The 24,936-nt window shown below is 49.7% G+C and carries 18 protein-coding genes and 1 tRNA gene; 13 read left to right on the forward strand and 6 right to left on the reverse strand.

The genetic code is table 11. The features are described from left to right. Window positions 1-228: 228 nt before the first annotated feature. A complete protein-coding gene (locus BGX14_RS13345; protein ID WP_095880142.1) occupies window positions 229-1,896 on the reverse strand; it encodes a hypothetical protein in 1,668 nt (555 codons plus the stop codon). A 217-nt stretch (window positions 1,897-2,113) separates the two neighbouring features. Here BGX14_RS13345 and BGX14_RS13350 point away from each other — a divergent pair, with 217 nt between their 5' ends. Further along, window positions 2,114-4,198, forward strand: a complete 2,085-nt coding sequence (locus tag BGX14_RS13350) for a transketolase (protein ID WP_095880143.1) — start codon at window positions 2,114-2,116, stop codon at window positions 4,196-4,198. 682 nt (window positions 4,199-4,880) lie between these two features. On the opposite strand, the gene BGX14_RS13355 is transcribed toward BGX14_RS13350, so the two are convergent. After that, on the reverse strand, window positions 4,881-5,843 hold the full coding sequence (locus BGX14_RS13355; protein WP_158223333.1) for a calcium/sodium antiporter: 963 nt from the start codon (window positions 5,841-5,843) through the stop codon (window positions 4,881-4,883). A gap of 81 nt (window positions 5,844-5,924) precedes the next feature. Between BGX14_RS13355 and asd the strand changes: the two genes are divergently transcribed. The 6 genes from asd (at window position 5,925) to prfB (ending at window position 11,014) form a co-directional block, all read left to right on the forward strand. Beyond that, complete coding sequence (gene asd / locus BGX14_RS13360) at window positions 5,925-6,782, forward strand: archaetidylserine decarboxylase (protein ID WP_073302519.1); 858 nt, start codon at window positions 5,925-5,927, stop codon at window positions 6,780-6,782. A 39-nt stretch (window positions 6,783-6,821) separates the two neighbouring features. Then, on the forward strand, window positions 6,822-7,643 hold the full coding sequence (locus BGX14_RS13365) for a hypothetical protein (RefSeq protein WP_073302521.1): 822 nt from the start codon (window positions 6,822-6,824) through the stop codon (window positions 7,641-7,643). Continuing rightward, window positions 7,630-8,487 (forward strand): hypothetical protein, encoded by an 858-nt coding sequence (locus BGX14_RS13370; RefSeq protein WP_095880145.1) that lies wholly within the window; start codon window positions 7,630-7,632, stop codon window positions 8,485-8,487. The genes BGX14_RS13365 and BGX14_RS13370 overlap by 14 nt, the downstream gene beginning before the upstream one ends. Before the next feature lie 15 nt (window positions 8,488-8,502). Further along, a complete protein-coding gene (locus BGX14_RS13375; RefSeq protein WP_073302525.1) occupies window positions 8,503-8,838 on the forward strand; it encodes a GerW family sporulation protein in 336 nt (111 codons plus the stop codon). A 58-nt stretch (window positions 8,839-8,896) separates the two neighbouring features. Further along, window positions 8,897-9,910 carry a peptidylprolyl isomerase gene (locus tag BGX14_RS13380; RefSeq protein WP_073302527.1) on the forward strand — a complete coding sequence of 338 codons (1,014 nt, stop codon included), beginning with the start codon at window positions 8,897-8,899 and terminating at the stop codon, window positions 9,908-9,910. Then, window positions 9,910-11,014 (forward strand): peptide chain release factor 2 gene (gene prfB, locus BGX14_RS13385; protein WP_095849475.1). Its coding sequence is split into 2 segments (ribosomal slippage): window positions 9,910-9,978 and window positions 9,980-11,014, totalling 1,104 coding nucleotides; the frame shifts between segments, so codons are not numbered across the junction. Before BGX14_RS13380 ends, prfB begins: the two co-directional genes overlap by 1 nt. Window positions 11,015-11,026: 12 nt before the next feature. On the opposite strand, the gene rfbD is transcribed toward prfB, so the two are convergent. Both rfbD and BGX14_RS16205 read right to left on the reverse strand, forming a co-directional pair. Continuing rightward, window positions 11,027-11,941 (reverse strand): dTDP-4-dehydrorhamnose reductase, encoded by a 915-nt coding sequence (gene rfbD / locus BGX14_RS13390; protein ID WP_095880146.1) that lies wholly within the window; start codon window positions 11,939-11,941, stop codon window positions 11,027-11,029. A gap of 378 nt (window positions 11,942-12,319) precedes the next feature. Continuing rightward, on the reverse strand, window positions 12,320-13,021 hold the full coding sequence (locus tag BGX14_RS16205) for a hypothetical protein (protein ID WP_233126553.1): 702 nt from the start codon (window positions 13,019-13,021) through the stop codon (window positions 12,320-12,322). Between BGX14_RS16205 and BGX14_RS16210 the strand changes: the two genes are divergently transcribed. Together BGX14_RS16210 and BGX14_RS13400 are read left to right on the forward strand one after the other, a co-directional pair. Next, window positions 12,981-13,889 (forward strand): DUF5683 domain-containing protein, encoded by a 909-nt coding sequence (locus BGX14_RS16210; RefSeq protein ID WP_233126554.1) that lies wholly within the window; start codon window positions 12,981-12,983, stop codon window positions 13,887-13,889. The genes BGX14_RS16205 and BGX14_RS16210 overlap by 41 nt on opposite strands. Before the next feature lie 3 nt (window positions 13,890-13,892). Continuing rightward, entirely contained in the window at window positions 13,893-14,633 is a 741-nt protein-coding gene (locus tag BGX14_RS13400) for a hypothetical protein (protein WP_095880148.1), read from the forward strand. Between the two features lie 146 nt (window positions 14,634-14,779). On the opposite strand, the gene BGX14_RS13405 is transcribed toward BGX14_RS13400, so the two are convergent. Both BGX14_RS13405 and BGX14_RS13410 read right to left on the reverse strand, forming a co-directional pair. Beyond that, entirely contained in the window at window positions 14,780-15,100 is a 321-nt protein-coding gene (locus BGX14_RS13405; RefSeq protein ID WP_073302537.1) for a TfoX/Sxy family protein, read from the reverse strand. Between the two features lie 827 nt (window positions 15,101-15,927). Further along, window positions 15,928-16,000, reverse strand: a tRNA-Gly gene (locus tag BGX14_RS13410). 80 nt (window positions 16,001-16,080) lie between these two features. Between BGX14_RS13410 and hemW the strand changes: the two genes are divergently transcribed. The 4 genes from hemW (at window position 16,081) to BGX14_RS13430 (ending at window position 24,828) form a co-directional block, all read left to right on the forward strand. Further along, complete coding sequence (hemW, locus tag BGX14_RS13415; RefSeq protein ID WP_095880149.1) at window positions 16,081-17,226, forward strand: radical SAM family heme chaperone HemW; 1,146 nt, start codon at window positions 16,081-16,083, stop codon at window positions 17,224-17,226. 174 nt (window positions 17,227-17,400) lie between these two features. Beyond that, window positions 17,401-20,085 carry a hypothetical protein gene (locus BGX14_RS13420; RefSeq protein ID WP_095880150.1) on the forward strand — a complete coding sequence of 895 codons (2,685 nt, stop codon included), beginning with the start codon at window positions 17,401-17,403 and terminating at the stop codon, window positions 20,083-20,085. A gap of 15 nt (window positions 20,086-20,100) precedes the next feature. Further along, window positions 20,101-24,054 (forward strand): hypothetical protein, encoded by a 3,954-nt coding sequence (locus BGX14_RS13425; RefSeq protein WP_095880151.1) that lies wholly within the window; start codon window positions 20,101-20,103, stop codon window positions 24,052-24,054. Between the two features lie 18 nt (window positions 24,055-24,072). Then, complete coding sequence (locus BGX14_RS13430; protein ID WP_073302545.1) at window positions 24,073-24,828, forward strand: geranylgeranylglyceryl/heptaprenylglyceryl phosphate synthase; 756 nt, start codon at window positions 24,073-24,075, stop codon at window positions 24,826-24,828. The last annotated feature ends 108 nt before the right edge of the window (window positions 24,829-24,936 follow it).

Genomic DNA, 24,936 nt, shown 5'->3' on the forward strand with positions numbered 1-24,936 from the left:
AGAAAATCTTCCCTGATGACAACTGGCACTTTCTGTGGAAGATTGTATATTCATCCCTTTTTTTCCTGATTCCGCTTTTGGTGGAAACCGGAATGTATTCGGTCTTGTGCGGGTTGAAAATCTGTTTTGGGGTGGCAAGAGCTAAAAAGAGCGGCGCGGGCATGTCGTGAACACGAAAAAGGCTGCCCGCAGGCAGCCTTGAAATTTTGGAAGGGAATTCCGACCGGATTAGCCTTCGATTTTCTTGGCGGTAATGTTGATGGTTATTTGTTTCGTATCAACCGACTTCTCGATAATCACAAGATACGTCGAGCCGCCTTTCTGCAATCCATACGTTTGGGTGGCGGCGCTTTCGGATACCGATGCATAGCCCGCATCGCTCAATCCCGACGACAAGGAATTGGTGAAGGTCGTCAACTTTGTCCCTTGGGATGACAAGAAACTTTGTTGCGCCGCCCATACCGCGGTGTCCGCGCTGGATGCCCCCTCGTCTTTCGTGAAGGAGGCGAGTCCCGCCAAAAAGTCCAGGTTCTCGTCGTTGAAAACAGTCGGCGCGGAAGAGCTTGAAGACTCGCTGCTGGAGGATTCCGCCGAAGAGCTGGACTCCGCAGAGCTGCTCGAAGCGACGCTGGAACTGGAAACAGAGGACGAGGACTGCGCGCTGCTGCTGGACACGGACGAAGAGGATTTGGCGCTGCTGCTCGAAGATTTGGCGCTCGAGCTGCTGACCGCCGGGGTGAGGGTGAGAGGAATTTTTGACAGCCAGTGTTTGTTGATGTCTTCGCAATCGGCTTGGATGAGCGGTTCAATGAAAGAACGATTCTCGAAACCTTCGATGGAAAAACGCACATCGCCGTTGCTGGAAGAAGTGACCTTTCCGCCTTTCTTGAAAAATTCCATGTAAGGATCGGAAGCCTTGAGCCCAGTCAGCGACTGCACTTTGGTGAAATCGTCGTTGTCGATTGCCGTTTGGATTGCCAAAACGGCGTTGTTGAAGGCGGTCAAAGAATCCGAATCGCTGTACCACTTGGTAGACTTGATGTCAAAATACCACTTTTTCCCGTTGACAAAAGTGAGTTCGGCTCGGGTGAGATTATCGGCAAGGCAGCCGTATACAATGGAATTGCTATATGTGCATAGCTGGGAATCCATTAGACCGGACATATAGGCGACGCTCAAGTCGGTTTTCAATCCCTTGTATTCATAAATTCCCCAAGGCGAAAGAGCAAGGCTCGAGTCGCATTTGGCATCGACATGGAAACCGTATTGATAGGCGGTGCATTGCATCCATCCATTTGTGCAAACGTATGCGGAATCCATTACGCGGGACGCCGATACCAAACATTCCGAATAGCTTGCCAGACGCTTGTCCGCATTTGTATAAGCCGACCATTGGAGCTGCCAAGGCACGTTTAACACAAGGCTGTCCCCGATAGCGTAAAGGGAGATTGTCGTGATGCTGTCGGAGCAGGTTTTCAGCATTTCGATGGGGAGAGCGGAACTGCTGGAGGCCGCTTCCGAACTGCTGGAAACGATAGCGCTGGAGCTGCTCGAAAGGGAATCCGCCACCGAGGAACTGGAAAGCGAGTCGCTTACGGCGCTGGTGTCCGCCGAAGAGCTGCTCGGGTTCTTTCCCGACGAAGAGGAAACTGCGGTCGTGTCGTTTGCAGTGGTGTCCGTCGCCGTCGTGTCGCCGACGATTATCCATTCGCCGTCATCGCAAAAGTAGTCCGCGGAATCGCTTTCCACGTAGAGGGTGTCGCCGGCGATTTTCTCGGTGCACTCGGGCAGGTCGTCCTTCGTGCTGAAGATGTCCGGGGTTTTGCTGCTGGAGCTGCTGTCGTCTCCGCAGGCGATAATGCCCAGAAGAGCGGCACCCGCGGCGGCTGTTTTCAAGGTGAAGATTTTTATGTTCTCTCCTTTGATGTGGTCTTGAATTGTGCCAAATATAACAATTGACTGTTTTTTTTCTTACGCTTTTGAAAATCCTCTTAAAATTTTTACCGGGAAACCGTCGCTATAGCCGTTTTTCCTGCGAGATTTCCTTTTTGTAGTTGAGAAATTGGGGAATGTATTTTAAATTTGGGGCGCAAAATTTTTACAGAGGCTTCCTGTGGACAATTCCATTATTTTAAAAGCAGCAGACAACGTTCGAATTCTTTCCGCCGCCATGGTGGAAAAAGCCAAGTCCGGCCATCCGGGCGGAGCGATGGGCGCCGCTACGGCAATTACTCTTCTTTTTGCGGAATTTCTGAAGTTCGATCCGAAGAATCCGAACTGGGAAGCGCGCGACCGCTTTTTGATGGATCCGGGGCACATGTCTCCGCTGCTCTATGCCGAACTCGTTCTCACAGGCAGACTTTCTCTGGAAGATTTGAAAAATTTCCGTCAATTCGGCAGCATCACTTCGGGCCATCCGGAACTTTCCGTGGAACACGGCATAGAGAATTCCTCGGGGCCTCTTGGACTCGGGCAGGGAATGGCTGCGGGAGTCGCGATTGCGGAACGCTATAAGGTCGCCCAGTTCGGGGATATCGTTTCGCACAAGACGGTCGCCCTCGTTTCGGACGGCGGCATTCAGGAAGAAATTGCTTATGGAATTGGGCGCATCGCGGGGCATCTGAAACTTTCCAACCTGATATTCTTCTACGACGCGAACGGCGTGCAGCTCTCTTGCAAAACCTCCGACGTGATGGATCAGGATTTCAAGAAACAATACGAATCCTGGGGCTGGCGCGTGCTGGAAGCCGACGGCGAAAATGTGGATGAACTTCGCCAGGCGTTCAAGGCGGCGTTCGCCGAAAAGGAACGCCCGACGATTGTGATAGGCCATACGACCATGGCCAAGGGTGCTGTCGGTGCTTCGGGAGAATCTTTTGAAGGCAAGGTTTCGACTCATGGGCAGCCGCTTTCCGGAGCGGGCGCTTCGACGGAAGAAACGATTCGTCATCTGGGCGGCAATGCGGAAAATCCGTTTGAAATTTTCCCGGAAGTCAAAGCGGCGTTCGACTCTCGTTTGCAGGAACTTGAAAAAATCGCGGCGGACTGGAATGCGAAAAAGGCCGATTGGGACTCCAAGAATCCGGAAAAGGCTGCCACTCTTCGGAGCTGGCTTGCGGGCCGGAGCGTAAAGCTCGACTTGCGGAACCTGGCGCAAAAGGACGGGGAAGCGACCCGCAACAGTTCTGGCACGGTGCTTTCTTATTTGGCCAAGAATTACCGCAACATTATTTGCAGCTCGGCGGACCTTTCCAATTCGGACCAGACTCAAAAATTCCTGAACGAAACGCGCATTATGACGCCGGGGGATTTCGGCGGGGCTTTTGTGCAGGTCGGTGTCGCGGAGCTTTCTATGGGTGCCATCGCCTGCGGTCTTGCTCTCTCGGGTGGACTCTATCCGATTTGCGCGACTTTCTTCGTGTTTAGCGATTTTATGAAGCCGGTCATCCGCATGGCGGCTCTTCAGGGGCTTCCGGTCAAGTATGTCTTTACGCACGACAGTTTCCGCGTCGGCGAAGACGGCCCGACTCACCAGCCCATTGAACATGAAACGCAGCTTCGGCTTTTGGAAGACCTTGTGAAGGAAGATGGGCGTCCGCAGATGCTCGTCTTGCGTCCGGCAGATGCCGCCGAAACGACGGTGGCTTGGGAAATGGCTTTTGAAAACGAGAACAGCCCGACCGCTCTGATTTTGACCCGTCAGAAAGTGGGCGCTCTTCCTGTGCCGCAGGGAACTTCCCGTTATGCGGAAGCCGCCAAATGTCGGCGGGGCGCTTACATTGTCAGCGACAATACGCCGTCTGGCAAAAATCCGGATTTGACCTTTGTGGCTAATGGTTCCGACGTTCTGCTCTGTCATGATGCTGCGGAAATTTTGCGCGGCGAAGGCAAAAATGTGCGGGTCGTTTCCATGATAAGCCCGAAGTTGTTCCTGATTCAGGATGCAGCCTATCGCGAATCCGTCATCGTGCCATGGACGCCGGTGTATGCGCTTTCGAGCGGGCTTCCCGTTCTTTTCAAGGACGTGGTCGGCGGATTTGGCAAGGTTGCTGGGTTGGAACGCTTTGGGGCTTCGGCTCCGGCTTCCGTTCTCGAAAAGAAGTTCGGCTATGAACCGGAATCGGTGGCGAAAAATGCTCGGAAGTATTTGGCTGAATTTGCGCAGAACATTGCAGCCTTTAAAAAGGTGAACGGCTAATTTTTTGGCCCGTTGATTGTTTTTCTATCCCGGTTTCGTTCTTGCGGACCGGGATTTTTTTTGGAAAGGGCTTTGCTTTTTAGGGAAAAACTTCTTTTCAAAGGGGAACAACTTCTCTTTCCAGTGAAACGGCTTTTTTAAATAGTGAATTTCGGATGGGAAGGAAAAGTTTATTCGGGCATTGTACTGCTTTTGCGGATGGCGAGTTGGTGGTTAGCGGTCAGCGGCTAGCGGCTAGTTCGACAACCGGTCCCTGAGCCTTGGTTAGTGAGCCTACCGAACTAGCCGAAGGGCTGGAACTGTGAAAGAGGGGCGTTTGGAGAAACGGTTGCCTGCCCGTTTTTCGTCTGGGACGGCGAATGTCACGATGCCGCGGTCCGTTTTTTGCGCGGGGCAGTGAATGGCACGATGCCACGAATCGTTTTCATCCGGGACAGTGAATGTCACGATGCCGCGCCCCGTTTTTTGAATCGGAAGAAACGAAATTTTTTGGAAAAGGCTTTTAGAAACGGAATAGAAAGGACTCTGTTTTTGCAGGAACGTTGTTTTGAGGAATGGGAAGTAGCTGGAAATGATTTTGCGTGAGGCATGTGGAGGGTGGCGCTTGCGCCAGTGCGAAGCACCGACTGGAAGTGAGCCCGGAACACGCCGACCCGCCGAAGGCGGGGCACGCCCAGAAAGATCAGCGCATAACGAGATACGCGGTATAGCCGACGTAGCAGATGAGAAAGAAGATTCCTTCGATGCGGTCGAAGTATTTGGGCCTGAAGGTGCAGGTGACGAGGAATGTGCAGAGGGTCGCAAAAATCATGACGGCGAAATCTTCTACCCGGACGCCTTGGATGGCAATCGGTTTGGCGACCGACGAGACGCCGAGAATAAGGAAGATGTTGAAGATGTTGGATCCGATGACATTGCCGAAGGCGAGTTCCGAATTTTTTTTGAGGGCGGCGACGATGGATGTAATCAGTTCGGGAAGAGATGTTCCGAGGGCGACGACGGTGATGGCGATGACCGCATCGCTGACTCCCCAAGCCCGCGCCAGATTTTCTGCGGCCCCGAGAAAGAGTTTGCCGCCAAAGACAAGTCCGGCAAGGGACGCGATGGCGATTGGAATCAAAAGGAAAACCGGCTTTCCGGTGAGGCGGGAAATGGCTTCGTCTTCCGTGCCGCTTGTTTCCTTTCGGCTTTTGTAAATCGTGAATCCCATGTAGGCGAAAAAGAGGACGAGAAAAACGATGCCGTCGATGCGGGTGATCGTGTTGGAAAAATTATCGGAGAGCAGGGATTTGTGCCCGAGGAGGGTGACTAGAACGGCGGCGAAAATGCCAAACGGAATGTCCCGGCGGATGATGTTTCCCTGGATGGCAAATGGAAGGATGGTTGCCGATGCGCCGAGAATGAGAAAGATGTTGCAGATGTTGGAACCGATGATGTTTCCTACGGCGACATCGCCGTTGCCGTTCCAGGCCGAGGAGAGCGATACGAACATTTCTGGCGCAGAAGTTCCCATGCCGACAATGGTCAGGCCGATGACGAAGCTGGAAACTTTGGCGCGCTTGGCAATAGCGACGGAGGAATCGACTAGAAATTCCGCTCCCAGAAGCAGCAGGGCTAGTCCGGCAAAAAGAAACAAATAATCCATGGTGAAAAAAATAGATAAAATCCGCATCGTCATATTTGAGGCGTGCGGGCGGAGTTTTGTTAAATTTGTAGATTTGCTCCAATGAATTCTCCTCGTTATGTTTTGATGAAACTCCTCCCGAAGAATCTGGAATCCCGGCTCTTTGGAAATCTTGTGCATCTGAAAATTCCCGTACTTTCAAAATGGGCTCGGAATCTTTTCGCCAAGGCTTACCGTCTGGATATGTCGGAGTCGGCGCTGCCGCTTTCGTCGTATGCGAATATCGGCGAACTGTTTGTTCGGCAGCTGGCGCCGGGCAAGCGCCCGCTGGCGAATGCCGAAGTGGTCAGCCCAGTCGATGGCCGGGAATCGCAGACGGGAATCTTGAACGGAAAAAATCCGCAGATGATCCAGGCAAAGGGCAAGACGTATTCCCTTGCCGAGTTGATCCGGGACGAAGATTTGGCGGCGCATTTTGCGAATGGACGCTTTGCGACGATTTATTTGGCTCCGTTCAATTATCACCGGATCCATTCGCCTGTAGCGGGGAAGCTTCTTTCGGCGAGCTATTGTCCGGGAACGCTTTGGCCGGTAAACCCTTGGAGCGTGGAACGCGTTGAAGGGCTTTTTTGCATTAACGAACGCATAACCACCCGGATAGCCGTTGACGGCGGCGGGGAATTGCTTTTGGTAAAAGTCGGGGCGACGAATGTGGGGCGCATTGTGGTGAATTATGCGCCGAACTGGATAACGAATGTGGGAAAATTGCCGAGAAAAGCGCCGCGAATCGATTACATTCCCCGCTCGGAATACCGTTTTGAACGGGGCGCGGAATTGGGGCGTTTTGAAATGGGCAGCACGGTGATTCTCGTCGCCGACGAAATTCTTGCCAGCCGGCTTCCCGAACTTTTCCAATCGACGCTTGGCAAAGCTATTAAAATGGGCGAATCGCTGGTTTAAAAATCTTCGTTTTTTGCACGGACGATTTTTGCACAAAAGATGAGATGGGAAATCGAACATCCGGACGTTATGCGGGCTACGGCAGATTTTGTGCGGGCGTTTGCATCTGTTCCTGATCCGATTGTCGCTGTCGCCGAGCATTCGAAAACGCTGGAAGGCCGTATCGCTTGGGTTTTGTTCGGTTCTTGTCTTGCGCAGGAAATTCCGCTTTATTTGTTGCAGAAAGTTCTCGAAGTCCTCTCTCGGCAATATCCCGATGAAAGGCTTTGGACTTTTCCGCTTCCTCAAGAAGTGGAAATTCGGGATTTGGTTCGCCAAGCCAAAAAGACGTACGACTGGCCTTTGGAAGAAAGCGTTCCCGGCATTTTCTGGAGCGTCGGCAATTTTGTCCGCAGGCGTTCTCCGCTGGTGGGCTGGGCGACTTCTACATCGTATAAAGGAATCCTCAGGGATTTGAGCGAAATTTTTTTTATGGGCAAGGGCGCCTATCAGCCCAAGGCGATTTTTGCCTTGTCCCGCCTTTTTTCGGCGCAGCCCAGAGGTCTTGCCATTTCTAGGAATAAAGAGCCTGGCGATATTTGCCCGATTCCTTTTTCTTTTGGCATTCGCTGCTGGATGGGCTTTTTGGGGCCCGGCAAGGAAATCGGATTTTCCCAAAAAGAGGAACGTCAAAAACGAATGCTTTCGGCGACTTTTTGCAAGGCGCTCTCGCCCCAAGATCCGCATAAGGTTTCTCACGCGTTTCAGTTCTTTTGGGAATCTTCGCCGTCGGGATGGCTTTGCGCAGATTTCACCGAACACTGCGAAAAGTGCCCGCTCGCTGCGTTTTGTCCTCGGAGTTTAAAAAATGAAAAAAATTAAAAGGTGGATGATTTTAGGGGCGCTGCTTGCTTTTTGCGGTTGCAACCAAGAAGAATCTCTTCTGGAATTGAATTTGTACAAATTTCTGTATCGAGAAAAAGCTCCCGTAAATGTGCAGCTGTATGATTCCGTTTCTGTTCTTCGACGAGTTCCTTCGGCTTGGCAGCTGCGGAATTATGCCATTTCCAATATGGCGGAATTGGAATATGTGCCTGTGGAAGGGGACACTCTTCACGTTCGCCTTCTGGAATTTTCTTCCGACATGTCGGCTTTGGCGTTCTTTTTGAATAGCGGGCTTGTGCAGGAATCTTTCCCTGTCGTCGAAGGGAATTTCCGGGAAATCGCTATGCGTGGCGGTCGGCGGCTCTTTGTTTTCCGCTACGGGCTTCTGCGCAATTATGAACGGAGCGAGTTGGAACGCTTTGTGCAAGGATTTCCGAATTATCGCGCTGGCCTTCCACAGGAATTTTTGAGTTTGCCGATTTCGAATCGGGCGATTGGACAGACTTCTATCCAGATGCGGGATTTTTTGGGCGTCGAATCGGAATTTCCGATGTTGATTTTGGGCTATAGGGGCGATGACGTTTTTTGGAATGCGGCTCGGAGTTGGGGCTCTGTCCCGCAGGACGCTTGGCAGGTGTGGGTGGCAAACAGCCGCAAGTTGCATCGGAATGTCGCCCTTTCCGCGGACACGGTCTTTTTTAATGCTGGGGCGGAAACCCGAGGAGCGGCCCTTCGTCTTCCGGACGGTCGGGTAGTTTGCGTTTGGGGCACCCTTTCCGCAGAAAACCTGCGAAATCATTTTCAAAAGGCGGCGCAGAGCGTTTACGATTCTCCGAAATAATTATATTGGGACTATATGTCACAAATCGATACTTTTGCAGAAACAATTCTTGAAAAGCTCCGTATGGTTTCCCAGGCGGAAACCGTCATCGGCAAACCCATTCAGGCGGGAGCCGTTACCCTTATTCCGGTAAACCGTGTTTCGATGGGCTTTGGACTCGGCGGAAAAAAGGAAAATGTGGCGGCTTCCGGCGGCGGACTCTCTATCCATCCGCTCGCTTTTGTCGTGATTGCGGGCGACGATGTTCGCATCATGCCGGTTTCGCGGGAAAATGACATGGTTTCCAAAATTGCGGATCTGGTTCCGGATGTCCTGTCGGCTTTCAAGAACAAGAAACCATCGGACGAGTGATATCTCCACTGTAAATTTTCTATATTTTCCCCGTCAGAAAAATTAACCAAGGCTATCTATGCGCTTTTTGAATCTTGTTAAAAAATCCATTCTCCCTGTGATGATTTGCTCGACGCTGGCTTCCGCCCAGCTGATGAGTGGAAGCAATTTGGATGTTATTCGTGTCGGAAAAACCGGTATTTCCCGGGCTCGGATCGATAGTCTCTCCGATGCGTTGGCAAAGGCTCAGGCGCGTGGACGTCAGGTGCCACCCGAAGCGATGAAGCAGGTTCGCTGGGCGGTTATCGACAATCTGGTCGGCCAGGAACTGGTCAAATTGGAAGCGAAGGCTTTGAATATCAAGGTTCCCAAGGCTCGGATTGACAGCGTGGCGGCTCTTTTCAAATCGCAATATCCCAGCACCGAAGTTTTTAAGAACGAACTCAAGAAAAACAACATCAGCGAAAAGCAGTTCAATGAACGCATCGAACAGCAGTTGCAGAGCGACATCATCCTGGAACAGAAAGTGCCGTATCCCAAGGACCCGACCGACAAACAGATTGCCGCTTATTGGGAACTCAACAAGTCCAAGGTTCCTCTGAACGATACGATTAGCGGAGCCCGGATTCTTTTGAAAAGCAAAAAGGGGGAATCCAAGCAGGCGGTTGCCGATAAAAAGGAACTTTTGAAAGGCCTTGCCGCTCAAGTCCGTTTGGGCAAAGCGAGTTTTGCGACCCTTGCCGCTCAATACAGCGACGATGCGGACGCTCGTAAAACCGGCGGCGTGATGAATAAATTCATCGCCAAGTCCAAGGGGGCCGATTTTGCCAAGGCGATTGGCAATCTGAACGTCGGCGACATCTCGGACGTTTTCTCCACTACTGAAGGCCTCCAGATTTTTATGCTTACCGAAAAGAACGACGGCAAGTTTGAAAATTACAAGGTGCAGATTGAATACATCCTTCGCGTGCAGGCGGAACAGGAACGCCAGCTGAAAGTGAAAGCCTATCTCGACGAGCTGGCCGCCAAGTATAAAGTGCAGTATCTGAACAAGGACTACACACCGGAAAATGCGATTGGAGGCTCCAAGTAATGGCTACAACTTCCCATGTAGGGCTTACAGAGCTCCGCTCCCGAATTGACAAACTTCGGGGGTATCTTTGACCTCGAGTCTAAAGAAGTAGAACTCTCCGTCCTTGAAAAGGAGTCCGGAAATCCGGAACTCTGGAACGATCAGGATAAGGCCCAGGCCCTCCTGAAAAAAATCACGTCGCTCAAAAAAGTCATCGCCGATTGGAATGAAGTTTCTTCGACTTGTAACGACTTGTCCGAACTTTATGAAATGGCAAAATCCGAACCGGATTCGCAGGAACTTTTCGACAATGTGGAAGAAGAATTCAAAACCCTTCTCCATCGGGTCGATGAAATGGAATTTCGCCGGATGCTTTCCGGGCCCGATGATGCTTGCGCCGCTGTGCTGACCATTCATCCGGGAGCCGGTGGAACAGAAGCTCACGATTGGGCGGAAATGCTGCTTCGTATGTATAAGCGCTTTTTGGAACGGGAAGGCATGGACTTTAAAGTCATCGATGTTCAGGAAGGTGAAGAGGCGGGAATCAACAGTGCGACCATCGAAGTCAAAGATGAATATGCCTATGGACTTCTCCGCTCGGAAATCGGCGTGCATCGTCTGGTGCGCATCAGTCCTTTCGATGCGAATGCGCGGCGGCACACCAGTTTTTGCGCTGTCTATCTGTATCCGGAACACGACGAAGTGCAATTTGAAATCAACCCCGCGGACATTCGAGTCGATGTCTATCGCTCTTCGGGGGCGGGCGGCCAGTATATCAACAAAACCGATTCCGCCGTCCGTATGACGCATATTCCGACTGGGATTGTCGCCAGTTGCCAGACGGAGCGTTCGCAGATTCAGAACCGAGCTACGGCTTTGAAAATGCTGACGACAATGGTTGCGGAACATTACCGCCAAGAAGAAGAAGCGAAGCGCGATGCCCGCCTTGCCGAGAAGAAAAAAGTGGAATGGGGTTCGCAAATTCGTAGCTATGTTTTGCAGCCGTATCAGCTGGTCAAGGATTTGCGTACAAACGAAGAAACGTCCGATACGACGGGCGTTCTTGACGGGAAAATCAAAGCTTTTGTAAATGCCTACTTGCTGCATGAAGCGCAGCAAGCGTAAGCATTCGACCGCTTATTCCTGAATTTCTTGGAGATACCTTTTCAGGGCGTCTTGCCATATCGGGAGCGGTTTAAATCCGTTTTTGACAAGCTTGGATTTGTCTAGGCGACTGTTGAAGGGGCGCTTGGCTTTGGAAATGCCGTATTCCGCCGTGGTCACGGGAATGACGCTGGTCTTCAATCCCGCCTGTCGATAGATTTCTCGCGTAAAATCATACCAGCTGATGTAGCCGCCTTCGTTGGTCGCATGGTAATAGCCGTATTTGTCGGATTCTATCATGTCTATCAGCAGGCGTGCCAGATCGTAAGTGTAAGTAGGCGTTCCGATTTGGTCGTGGACTACGCGGACAGTGTCGTGGGATTTTCCTACGTTCAACATCGTTTTGATAAAGTTCTTGCCGTTTTTGCCAAAAACCCAGGCGATGCGAACGATAAAGTATTTATCCAGATTCAAAGCGACGGCGAGTTCCCCTTCTAATTTGGTTTGCCCATAAATGTTTAGAGGTTTGTAATCTTTGCAATCGGGCTCCCAAGGCGTAGTACCTTGTCCGTCGAATACGTAGTCGGTGCTGATGTAAATCATTTTGCAGTCCAGCTGCTTGCACATCCGGGCGATGTTTTCGGTGCCTTTTGCATTGATGGCGCGGACTTTTTCCTGCTTGTCTAGGTCTTCGGCTAAATCAACCGCGGTCCATGCCGCACAATGAATGACCGCATCGGGACGGACTTGCCCCAAAACTTTTTCAACAGTTTCTTTGTCGGTAATGTCCAAAGGAATATAGGTCGCTTTGGTCACATAACTGTCGTCTTGTACACCGCTATAAACGGAAGCGATATCGCTGCCGACGCCTTCATGATTTCTTTTGGCGAGCTCGTTCATGACATCGTGGCCGAGCTGTCCTGCCACTCCGGTAACAAAAATTTTCATACGATGAAATTTAGAAAAGGGCAAGGAAAAAAACGGGCGATGCAATAAAAGAATGGGGAATGATGTGTAATCCTCCCAACTTTCAACTAGTCACCAACCATGGTTCGACAAGCTCATCAACCGTGGTTCAACAACCGGTTGCTGAGTCCGTCGAAGCACACCAACCGGCGGTCCCTGAGCCTGCCGAAGGGCAGGGACCGGTTGGAACTGAATCCTGATAACTGATAACCGAATTCCCCTTGCGAAAGAAAATGCCCCGTTTGAAAAGGAGTTCACCATGTGAAAGAAAGTTCAGGTTTTGAAAAAAATTTTATTTGAGGGGATTTGGAGGAAGATTGTATATAATTCCCGAAATTAGCGACAATGATGGGATGATTTCTAAAATAGTTGTGATAAAAAACGAGCAAAGGCGGTGATAAAATGCAGGGCAGATTTCCGCGGAAACGGCATTTTCCATTTGCCTTGAATATCTTCCCGATTGCTTTTTTGTAAATTCTGTTCCATGCGATTTATCGTGATGGCTATCAGTTTTTTAGTTTTTTCTTCCGCCGCGTTTGCGCAGGTGCGGGACTTGTTTGCTGAATTTGACGAGGAAACAAAAAAAGCGGACTCGTTGAGTTCCTCTTCGGTGGCGGTGAGCTCCGCGGTCGAGGAAAGCAGCTCTAGCGCAGAGCCGAGTTCTTCTTCGGAAGTTCTTGTTTCTTCTTCGTCTGCGATGAGTTCCGCTGCCGCAGAAAGCAGTTCCAGTTTAGCTGCGTCCTCTTCGGCGACGTTGCCGAGCAGTTCATCGCAAGAAGCGAGTTCATTCTCGGTGGTGGCGTCTAGCAGCAGCCTGATGAGTTCTTCGAGTTTGGCTTTGGATTCTTCTGCGGTGGAAAGTTCCTCGTCTGGATATCTTTCGTCTGCGGTAGCGGATTCGTTGTCGGCGGATTCTGCCGTTTCGGATTCGGCGTTGTCGGCTTTGGCGGACACCATATCCAGTTCCTCATCGCTCGCGTCTTCGCTTTCTTCTTCGTCTGCGGCGTCCAGTTCTTCTTCCGTGCTCGTCGCCAGTTCGTCCTCCATTTCCCGTCGGGACATTCTCGGCCCCACGAAGGTTTCCAAGGTTTACAGCATCGATGAAATGAAAGGCAAATACAAGAGTCCGCGAAAGGCTCTCTTCATGTCGCTGGTCGTTCCGGGAGCGGGACAGCTCTATGTGGGCGGTTCGACGTTTAATTATGTCCGCGGAGCCGTATATCTGGCTTTGGAAGGTGCTTTGTGGGGAAGCTGGTATTACTATTCCGTTTACAAGTATGACAAGCAGACGGACCGTTACAAGAATTTTGCGAAAAAGCATTTTTCGGCTCACCAGTATGAATCGAAAATGCACGACTTGCGCAACGGGCTGGATGATTCCGATGAAGAAAGCAAATTTGTGGAGCGTTATCTTTCTAGCCGGGAATCCTATTGCAAGTCGATTTATGGGGACGCTTCGACGAATGGCTGCTATACGGGAGACGCTTCTACCGAAATGACGAAAGACAACAATCACGTCAATCATCTGAACGGTTCGTTTAGCCTATATAATTCGGGTTCGTTCTATTCTACAATTGCCGGTTCGGCTTATGTTTTGGGTTGGGATGATGTGGAAAATGAAACTCCCGTATCTGCACTGAATCTGGGCGATCGCGATTCGGAAGTTGTTCCGCTCGGTGAATCCGCCAACTGGAAAACCTACCGCAGCATGCGAAGCAAGGCGAATGATTATGCCGATATGCAGGCCTGGTTCTTTGGCGGGTTGATTTTGAACCACATTGTTTCCGCTTTAGATGCCGCCTGGTCCGCTCATGCGCATAACAAAGTCCTTTACGAAGAAGAGCTTTCCTGGTTTGACCGGTTGCATTTTGAAGGCGGATTTGTTCCGTCGGATTCCCGTTCGATGTTGAATGTCTATTTCAATTTCTAGACCATGAAAAAATTGCTCGCTGCCTTTGTCCTCTTTCTTTGCGTCGCCGAAATTTCTGCGCAGCCTGTAGTGATTTCGGTGGATGAATCGATCAGCAGAAATTCGCAAAAAAGTTTGCCGCTGGCTATTGGTGCTTCGCTTTTGCTTCCGGGAATGGGACAGCATTATTTGGGCGAGGAAACATTTGTAAAAGCTTATGTTTGGACGGATGTCGTATTGTGGGTCGCCACTTTTGGCAGCTATTTCTTTGGGGAACGGCAAATTGCCAGCGCTCGTTCGTATGCGTCCCGTTATGCGGGAATTTCCAATCCACCATCAAGCGAAAGCTTTTTGAATCTGCTCGGCGATTACCGGAGTCGTGGGGGGGTCGATGGGGAAAATGCCAATCCGGATTCGGACGAAGATTACAACCAGGCGATGATTCGCAGCGGCTACGCCATTGACAAGGATTATCCTTTTGACGAAGCGCACACCTGGAATTGGGGCTCCAGCGACAATCCGGAAACCTCTCGCCGGATGTCGCATTACCGGGATATCTTGCGTAATTACCGGATTTCCCGAATCGCTTTTCAGGTTTCCATCGGGGCGCTGATTTTGAACCGCGTCATTTCGGTTTTGGATGTCATGCGGATTTACCGTTCCACTTCGAGTTCGCTGGCGGAAACATCGGCTGCGCGTCATTTGGCGATTTTCCCGGAATTTAGACCGGAAGGCCCTGGTGCGACATTGTTGCTTTCGTTTTAAAAACGGGTTGCGCAAGGAATTATAGCGGTTAGTTTTCAGTTTCAACTTCCAACTTCCAACTCCTAACCGGTTCCTGAGCCTGTCGAAGGGCACTAGTCGCTAATCACTAATGTGGGCAAATCGGGTGGAATTTTGTATATAATCCCCTATTTTTTCGATGTCTTTTTGGGAAACGGAAGTTCGTTAAATATCGCTAGAAATAAATCGGTTAGATACGTTGCCGAATCGATATCTTCGATGAGAAGCATCTCTTTTGCTCCCGGATAAGGCGAAGCGAATTCAGGATTTTTCACAAACGCCAAGGCCGATGGCACCGGCTTCACAAGCAATCGATTATCGCATAGATAGGCCGCTATTTTCCCGCGAAAATAAATAATGTATTCGCCCATCATCTGCTTGGACGAAATTTTGTCTAGCGATGAAAGCTGATTGAGGATGAAGTTCCGAAAGTCAGGGCTGGTAGGCATGGGAGTCCTTTTGTTTCGGCAAAATTAAATTTTTTTGAAAAATAAGAAAGAGGGAGGAAAAATCGGAAATGGAAAATAGAATTTAGAGAATGCGCGATGGAAGCGGCAGCTACGTTCGAGGCTGCTGAATACTGGAGAATTCTGTTCTTTTTGTATGAAGAATCCTTTATATTGGCATTTGAAGCTTGGAATTTCTGAAAAGTATTTCTTGGAACAATTTGTTTCAAGGTGCGAATACGATTTTTATGGCGAGTATCTGCAATATAAAATGTGGCTTTGAATTATTCAATATATGAAGATGCGTTTTTTCACAAGGGAGAAGGCTTTTTCAAAGGGAAAATTTCTTCTTAGAAATGGCGCCCTTTCTCGCTGATTGCGAAAAGCTCGCTATTCTATGGGTCTAGAAAATTTCAGTTGGTCGGGAGATCGTCCTTTCTCGCATTTTCACAAAACGGGTTGCGAACAAGATTGATATGGCTTTGTTGCATTCGCGTCTTGCCATAATGTTCTCACTGAAAAATTCCTTTATACATTCACAAACAAGTTCCGCATCCGGTCGTCCCCTCTTCTCGGGTCCTCGTCCCTTTTAGCATAAAAAAAGACGCTTTGCAGCGTCTTTTTGTTTTAGAGCGGGAAAAGGGAGTGATTCGCTCGGAGTCTCGCGCAAGAGCGCGCTCCTCGCTCACCGCAAGGGCTCGACACAGGGCGTCGAGTCCCGTCCGCGTCCATGTTTCGCTACGCTCAGTCCGCGTCCGTTCGGCCCCTCTTCTCGGTTCCTCGTCCCTTTCTGAATGCAAAAAAGCACCGAATAAATCGGTGCTCTTTAGAGCGGGAAAAGGGACTCGGACCCTCGACCCCGACCTTGGCAAGGTCGTGCTCTACCAACTGAGCTATTCCCGCGAGGACACCGCAATTATAGATAAAAAAAATAAGACTGTCAAGGTGTAAAAGAGAAAAAATGAAAGCTATATTCCGATTTGATGAACGGGCTCTACATCCATATTCCTTTTTGCACGAAAATCTGCGGGTATTGCGACTTTGCTACTGTTGCGGGTTCGGCGAGGCTTTTTGGCGAATATGTCGATTTGCTTTTGCGGGAAGCGGAACGCCGTTTTGGGGAAAATCCGCATTTTATTCGGCATCTGGAAACCGCTTATTTTGGTGGCGGGACGCCGTCCGTTTTACCGCCTAGGGAGTTTGAACGGCTTGTGCTTGGCTTGGAATCTCTGGGTGTGGGTTTTCGGCATTTGCAAGAAGTCGATTGGGAATGCAATCCGGATTCGGCGACGGATGAAAACTTGCAGGCGGCGATATCTTTGGGGGTGAACCGCATCAGTCTTGGTGTGCAGACTTTTGACAATGAGCTTTTGAAAGCCATCGGGAGACGAGGAACGGCGGAACAGGCTCGTGATGCCTTGCGGAGAATTCTTCGGCTGCCGGATTTATCGGGAAAAAAGATCCGAAGTTCGGCGGATTTGATGTTCTGGCTGCCGGGGCAAACGCTGGCGGGCTTTGAACGGGATGTTCGGGAATTGGCGGAAACGGGAATCGGGCACGTCAGCTTTTACGGTCTGACTTTGAATCCGCGGACTGTGCTGGGAATGCGTTTTGAACAGGGAAAAATTTCTTTGGACGAGGGCCTTTACGCCCGAATGTATCGTTCGGGAGTTCAGATTTTGCAGGATTACGGGCTGGAACGCTATGAGGTTTCCAATTTTGCGAAACGGGGCGAGGAAAGCCTTCACAACCGCAATTATTGGCGACGCGGGGAATATCTGGGGCTTGGTCCCGGCGCTCACAGTTTTCGAGGCAATCAAAGGCTGGCGGCCCCTTCTCGCTATCTCGAATGGAAAAAATGGGTACTTGCCGGTTGTCTCGAATCGAAAATGGAAATCGATAGGCTTGGAAAAAAGGAACGGCTTTGTGAAAAAATTTGGCTTTCTTTAAGAACCCGGGAAGGCTTGGACTTGCAAGTGCTTGATTCCGAAGAAGATATGCAAATTTCATGCCAAAAAATAGAAAAGTGGGCTCGCAAGGGATACTTGCAAAAAAGCGGAACGAAAATTTCCCTTTGCGGAGATGGCTGGCTTTGGATGGATTCCGTTGTCGAAGATCTGATTCCTTAAAGATTTGGGCGAATTTTATCGATTTTTGAAAATTTCGGTATTCAATCGGGGATATTCCCACTTGGAGCATAGTAAAATCTTTATTTTGGCTTGCCTTCGGATTTTTTACATTTATGGATGTATTTTTAGTCAAGAAAGTGTCACAGATCACCATTATTTTGTGAAGATTGAATCATGATACGCTCGATTCTTGCATCTGCGCCATCTTTGGCTTTTGGCATCGTCCTTCTGGCGACGATGGTTTTGCAAGCTGCGCCCGTATGTCCTGAAAATGGAAAGTGCAAATATTATTCCATTTACACCTCTCCGATTTCATATCTTTGGAAAACGGCGGAAGGCTTTGAATCCATTCCGGATAGCGCGATTAAAGGGGCGTTTTTTTACACCTATGCGCCGAATGATACGCTGATTTTAAATCCTTGCAGCAAGGATTATGCGACGGGAAAAACGACTTGCGATAATTCCGAAACCCTGTCTCACCCGACGGCAAAAGTGGTGGCCGATTCGACGAAAGGCTTTTTTTATACCAAAGCTTCCTCCCATTATCCCGCCGAAAATTTGCCGCTTGGAATGGCGGTCGAAGCAAACGGCAAACCGACAATTTTCCGCTATTACACCTTTTATGTCGCCAATTTGGAATTTTCTTACCAAAATGAAGAGGGCGAGCGGGTGGTCGTCTCGCCGGAAACCCTGATATCCTTGCCGGTGGATTCCAGTTTATCCGTGGATGTGCGGGCGGTTATTCCGGTCGGTCCGGATTCCGGGCTAACAGATACGACTATCAATAAGTATGCGTTTTATTTGGAGCCTGTCCGTGGGGCAGAAAATCTGGTGTTCACGACGCCGGCGGGGGACACGACGGATCGCGTTATTTTGGAAAAGGGTGTCGGGCATTTTTCTGTGCGTTCCACCTCTGCGGTTTCGGGAGCGCAGTTTACGGCGAGCGGACTTGTCAATCCCAGTGACAGTTCTTTTTTCGTCCATTCGACTTTTCCGGGAAATTTGACGTTTGAAAATCCGAATTTGCCCAAGTTGGACAGTGCTTTTATTTATGATGCCGACGGCGATGGTATAGGCGACAGCATTATCGCTTATTTTTCGGGCAAGACGGATTCTGTGTCTTGGGACAGTATTTTCTACAACTGGCCGAATGGCGGCTCATTGAAACAATTTGCGGGCGAATACAATCAGAATGCAAGCTCGACCATCATGGAATTGATGAATGTGAAGACTTCGCTCTCCAAGGATTCCGGCAAAGGCGATTTGAAAGTTTATGTGACGTCTAAACTCAGCGGGTCAAGCGCTCCTCTTTCTTCTCCGATTGTCGATAGAATCGGGCCTGTCATTCAAAAGGTCGCTCTGATTTCTGGAGCGGGCGGTGCGGATGATACGCTGGTTGTGGATTTTAATAAGGACCTGGATACGGCTTTTGAAAAAGGAGCCGCTTTACAGCTTGCCAATGGGGACAAGGTTTTTGTGAAGGCCGTTGCAAAAGACGGAAACCGCTGGACATTTACCGTGGAAAGCGGAACGGTCGCCGTTGGGGATTCGCTGTCCCTTGTGCGTGGACTGGGCGATGTCGGGCTGGTCGCTGCGGACGGGAATGTGCCGGGATTTAATCTGCCTGCCAAAGTCACCAATTCCGGGCGCGTGTATTTTTCAAATGAAAACAACGGCTTCTTTGATACGGATGCAGACGGCAAAATGGATTCGGTTTCGGTCGGTTTTGAAAATCCGATTTCCGAAGAGGATTTGGAGAATTTCCGTTTGCAGTTCTTCTGGAAGGATTCGGCGGGAAACGTCTTGATTATCCAGCCAGAAACAAAGGATTTGACTCTTTCCAAAGACGGCAAGGTGGTTTCGTATAAACTTACAGAAGAAGAAATTGCAAAAGTGCAGCCGAATTTGACATCTATCGATAATGAAGATGAATATGGCTATGCGGCTTTGGAGAATATCTCCGATGTGAATGGCGATACGGTTTCCCTGTATCAGTATTTGCAAATGAACGATCGAATGGCTCCTGTGATTACTTCTACGTTCCTTTCGCCGGAATCCAAGAATAAGAATTCGCCGGACAAATTGACTTTGCGCTTTTCGGAACCTGTGAATGTTTCGGCGATGACGAATCCGAATTTTATCGGATTTGTTGTGGGTGGCGATACGGTTTACTTTGATTTCTCTTTGGCGGATTGGAATGATTCCTGTACGCAGGTTTCTCTCCGTTTGGGATCCGAAGTCAGTCTGCTTTCTCGGGCAAATCCGAACGATTCCTTGTTTATCAATCCGGAGGCGAAGGTTTCGGATTTGAACGGAAATGCGGTCTCGGCGAATACGAAGACAACGAATATTGTCGGCGATCCTCGAGTCCTGATGGAGACCGTTTCGTTGGTCGGAGTGGACAGGGTGGCTTTAAGTGCCGATGGTTCCATTTTTACGGAACGCTTTTTCCCTGCGGGAACTTCGGCTGAAAAGGAAATGGGAAAATCGCTGGGTGTCATGCTGGATGTGGCTTTTGCGACGATTTTTGACGATTCAACGGGAGAATCTCTCGATTTGGAAAAGGTCGGATTGCGTTGGACCATGGACATTTACACGAATATGGGGACGTTTGTGGCTTCGGGCAGCGGTAAAGTGCGTTGCGATGATCCCGGTTTTGAAGGGAATTGCTTTGAAAATGCCAAGCGCCTTTATTTGCGCTGGAATCTGCTTTCCCATGATGGGCGGAAAGCGGGAGTCGGTGCTTATCTCGTGCAATTCTATGTCAAAGTGTATGGGAAAAAGCACTCGTTCACCTACGATAAAATTTTTAAATGGGGAGTTCACGGCGGCAAGCATGGCCTTACGCTGGAGGACTAACCGGAGGATACCGATATGAAAAAGATCGAAAAACTCTTCCTTTCCTTGACGGCGATTCTTTTGGGAACCGCTTTCGCTGTTGCTGCGGGCGATGTGGCTATCAACGAACCCTACAACCCGGCGACGGGCATCTGGATTCAGCAGGTGGGTGATCTTTATCCGTCGGCGAGTACCTATGAAACCGTGTACTATACGCGTTATAGTCTGCAGTTGAGCGCAAAGGCGGTGGATTATTATTACGACGGAAACGGTTATCTCAAGCTTTACAACCGTCGTTTGCTTTGTCGCACTCCTGGTGCGGATGGTATCATTCACCATCCCGATGGCGATTTGGTGGTGGCCGGGCAGGATCACAACCAGATTTATAAAATTGACAAGAATGCGGCGGATACTCTTGCCGACAAGTGCATCACGAAGAGGGTCGCTTCGAATGCTTCGTCTTCTACATATCATTTGATGATGAATCCGGACAATACCGTCCTTTGGTCGGCGGGTATTCCGGGAAATCTGATTAGTTATGCGACGGATTCCACAGGAAAACTGGAGAGAATTCGGCAGGTGAAAGTCTATGGCGATGTGAGTAATATTACGACGATTGTCTGGGACAATTCACAGCAGGCTTATTACACCCGTTCCACGAATATGGGCGAAGGTAAGGATGCTCAATTTGGAAAAATAGTGGACACCCTTTGCAATATCAATGCGAAACCTTGTCCGGCAAATCAGATTACCGGACTCAAAACGCAGGCTTTAATCAAAGGATTGAATGGTGCGCATGGGGCGAGTTTTGACGAGTACTCCAAGACGATTCTTTTGTTCGGCGGCACGCATATCGTGCAAATTGACCCGGCAAAACCGAATGAAGTGGCTGCGGATGTCGATTTGAACAAATATCTTTTCAGTTCTGCAATTCCCAATGCTGTCGGCTGGAATCGCTGGCTTTTGGACCAGGGAACGGCGGACCATAAGGGGCATATTTTTGTCGCATCCAATTCGGGACATTTGATTTTTGTGGATTACACGTCAAATCCGAATAAACTGATCGACAATAATATTTTGATTCATGTGCAATGGATTGATAATTATCTGGATGATGTGGCTCCGATGGCGGGTGCAGGTTCGGATCGCAAGCCGGCCAACTCGGAAGGGGAAATTCTCCAGTCTTCGGCGTCCCGTTCTTCGGCGACGGTCTATCATGAATCTTCCAGTTCTGGCGCAAAGCTCTCTTCCAGCTCTCAGGGCGGTAGCGGCGGAAAGTCGTCGAGTTCTCAAGGTGGTGGCGGAGGAAAATCCTCCAGCTCTCAAGGCAGTACGGGTGGTAATTCTTCCAGTTCCCAGGGTGGCAGTGGGGATGGTTCCTCCAGCTCTCAAGGAGGCATTGGCGATAATTCTTCGAGTTCCCAGAATGGCGGCGGAGGAAAATCCTCCAGTTCTCAGGGCGGTAGCGGTGAAAATCCCTCGGGCTCTTCTACATCCCAGGGAGGAGATCCGTCTTCTTCGGGTTCTCAAGGCGGTTCTAGTTCTTCCAGCGTGTCGGGTGGAAATGGGGATGATTGGGTTCCGCCTTGGGCTTCGGATTCTTCCTATTCGGGCTTTGAAGACGATGGTTCCGAAGATCAGGGTGGCTCTGACGCTTATCCGACAAATGACAAGCGCGACAAAGGCGACTCTCTGGTATCGAACGGTTCTATTTTGATTCCGTCCTCTTCGGCATCTTCTTCGGATCCGAACACGATTGTCATCAACGGCGGAACTTATGTGACGGATAGCACGACTCACTCCATTTCGCTGCCCAGTTATGGTTCGGACTCCTCTTCGGCTACGGGAAAAGAACCGGTCAATGTTGGCGATGTCATCCAGATTACTTTGGACGCCAATAAAATCAAGGACTATTTTGGCGATTCGGATTCCATCTATGTGTCGGGAACGGATGGACTTCTGTTTGTCGATCCCACCCATCCGAGTTCCCCCAATTCGAATATCTCTGTCGGCGTTTCGGATAAGGATATTTCCATTTGGGTGACGGCAGATACGACGGTTTCGGTGGGAAGCATTTACTTTACGGATAAGGACGGGCATTTGATTATCTTTGACGGCATCAATTTCTACGATCCGATCCCGGCTGCGGAAATCGGCTACATTCAGGATTCGGATGATGATGCGTTCTTGGATTCTCTCGAAATTATTTTGGCAAATTCCATTCCCGAAGGTTTGACGGCTACGGGACTTGCCATTCTCGTGAACGGAGATACTCTGGTGGTAAATAGCGCAATCACGGTATCGGGAAATCGCATCTTTGCCAGTGCGGATGGATTGAAACTCGAAACCGAAAAATTCCCCGATAATGCCGAAGTCCTGATTACTTATACGAGCGATGCGACAGGGGCAAATTATCTCCGTCGGGCGAATTTGTTGCAGCTGGGTTCTCATGTTATCCATCAAGCTTATGCCATCCGGAATAAATCCGGCAGAGATTCTCTCTTTATCGAGTTCAATATCGATATTATCCCGGCTGATTTGAAAAATCCGGAAATGGTCGCTTGGCTGAATGGGCAAGGCTTTAATTTGGACGAAGTGAATGTTTATCTGCCGACAAAGAATACGATTATTCTCGTTGGCGATTCGCTGAAATTGAATGGAGTCACGGATTATGTCACGCTGGCGCCGGGCGCATCCTTTAATAATCTTTCTTTCATCGCTTCGTCGGAATACGATCGTCAGGTTCCTGTGAAGGTCGTGGATCGTTATCCGTCTGCACAGACCGTTGAATATTATGATGTCGATGGCAACGGTGAATTGGATTCCATTGTTGTCCGCTTCTCTTCGGCGGTGACCGCTGAAGAAATGGAAAATTTCTACTTCTCCTTCCCATGGTATAGCTCTCGCGGCCTTCTTATCAATTTGCAGGCCCAACCGAAAAATCTGGTTTTGAGTGCGGACGGAAAGAGTGTCGGCTGGTCGGTGACGAGCAATGTCAAAGTGGCTCCTTATCTGACAAGCGTAAGCCCGGATTTGCCCGCAGCAACTCTTTATACCTATTACAATATCTTCGGCAATTCTTTTGTCTCTTCGGAAGCGATTGTCGTCAGCGATAAAATGGCTCCGGTCATTTCTTCGGCGACTCTCCATTATGGAGAGGATTCCAAGCGGGATACGCTGACGGTTTCTTTCTCGGAGAGCGTGGATTACGCATCGCTGTCGGGTAAGGATTTCTTTGCCTACATTCACAGCAAAGACACGATAGACCTGAATCCTGTGCAGATGATTTGGAATTCGGATGGGAAGAGCGTCCAGTTGATTCTCCGTGAATCGACAGATGGCATCGTTCCGGGCGATTCTCTGTTGATTGTCGCCGGAAAGGATTCCAGGATTGCGGATATTTATGGCAATGAATCCGTTGAAAACGCCTCTCCTGTAGTTATCGGAGGACTCTTGGGCAAAATTGTGGAATCTGTAAACATGGGCTTCTACGATCCGGAACAGTATGTGACGAATACGCTGAACTCGGTTTCGATTTCCTACGTTTCGAATCAGACGCGGACTTCGGATTTGCGCGACGAAGGAACGTTGGGGCACTTGATTTCTTTGGGCGAACGCTTTGTTCCGCAATTGATTGATGGCGCTAAAACGGATGCTGACGGCAATTATGACGAAGCTCTGCTAGACAGTATCGACCCTGCCGATGTGTTTGTAAATTTCAGCGTGAGCTACTTCGATAATCTGGGGCAGTATGTCACGGATACGACCTTTAACATCCCTTGCAACAGTGCCGCGTTCGGAACGGATCAGAACTGCTTGACGACCGACAAAAAAGTATTTGTCAACTGGAATTATAAAGATCACACGGGCCGTCTTGTCGGTTCGGGCGTGTATCTGGTTCAGTTCAAACTGGTCGTGCGTTACAAGCAGAAGAAAATTCAAGAAGAAATGCGTGACAAATGGGGCGTTCGTCGCAAGAAGTCGAAATAATCTAGCTACATTTGCTTTATGCAAATCGGAAAAACAGAAGCCAGACTGAATGCGGAGATCGAAAGGCGCGGCGCACTTTTTGCCGTGCTGCTCGATCCGGACACCTCTGATGATCAAGCATTGTTGCGAGCTGGAAAGTTGGCACTGGAGAATGGAGCCGACCTTCTTCTCGTTGGCGGCTCGTTTATGGGAAACATCAATTTGCCTGCTCAAGTGGCCGCCTTGAAAAAGGAAGTATCTTTGCCGGTGATACTTTTTCCGGGGGGCGCTTCTCAGGTTGTTCCTGGGTTCGACGCGATTCTTTTTACGACTTTGGTCACGGGAAGAAATCCAAATTATCTGATTGATGAACAGGTGCGTGGTGGCGTGCTGGTCCGTTCTTTTGGTCTGGAAGCCATTCCGACTGCCTATGAACTTATCAATAGTGGAAAACGGACCGCTGTGGAGTACATCAGCAATACGGTCCCCGTCCCTGCCGACAAACCGAAACTTTCGATGGTGCATTCTATTGCTGCGGAGCTGATGGGAATGCGTTATGTGTATCTGGAAGCGGGTTCGGGAGCGGAAACCCCTGTTCCTGTCGAGCACATCGCCTACACGCGCAAATCGACGCAGATGAAAATCATTACGGGTGGTGGCATTCGCGAGCCGGAAACGGCGGCGGTTCGGGTTGCCGCCGGTGCGCAAATCATCGTGACCGGAACGCTTTGGGAAAAAGTCAAGGATCCGGTGCTGTTGAAAGAATTTGCTGCGGCTATCCACACCAAAGCCTGAAATGGGCCATGGAATTTTACGGCCCGAAAAGGAATCGTTTGGGGCTGTTTTTTCAGTCTCTCATCGCAGAAATGACTTTTGATTGAAGAAAAAAGTATTTTTGAGTGG

Source organism: Fibrobacter sp. UWS1 (genome assembly GCF_002300445.1).
GTDB classification, from domain to species: Bacteria; Fibrobacterota; Fibrobacteria; order Fibrobacterales; family Fibrobacteraceae; genus Hallerella; species Hallerella intestinalis.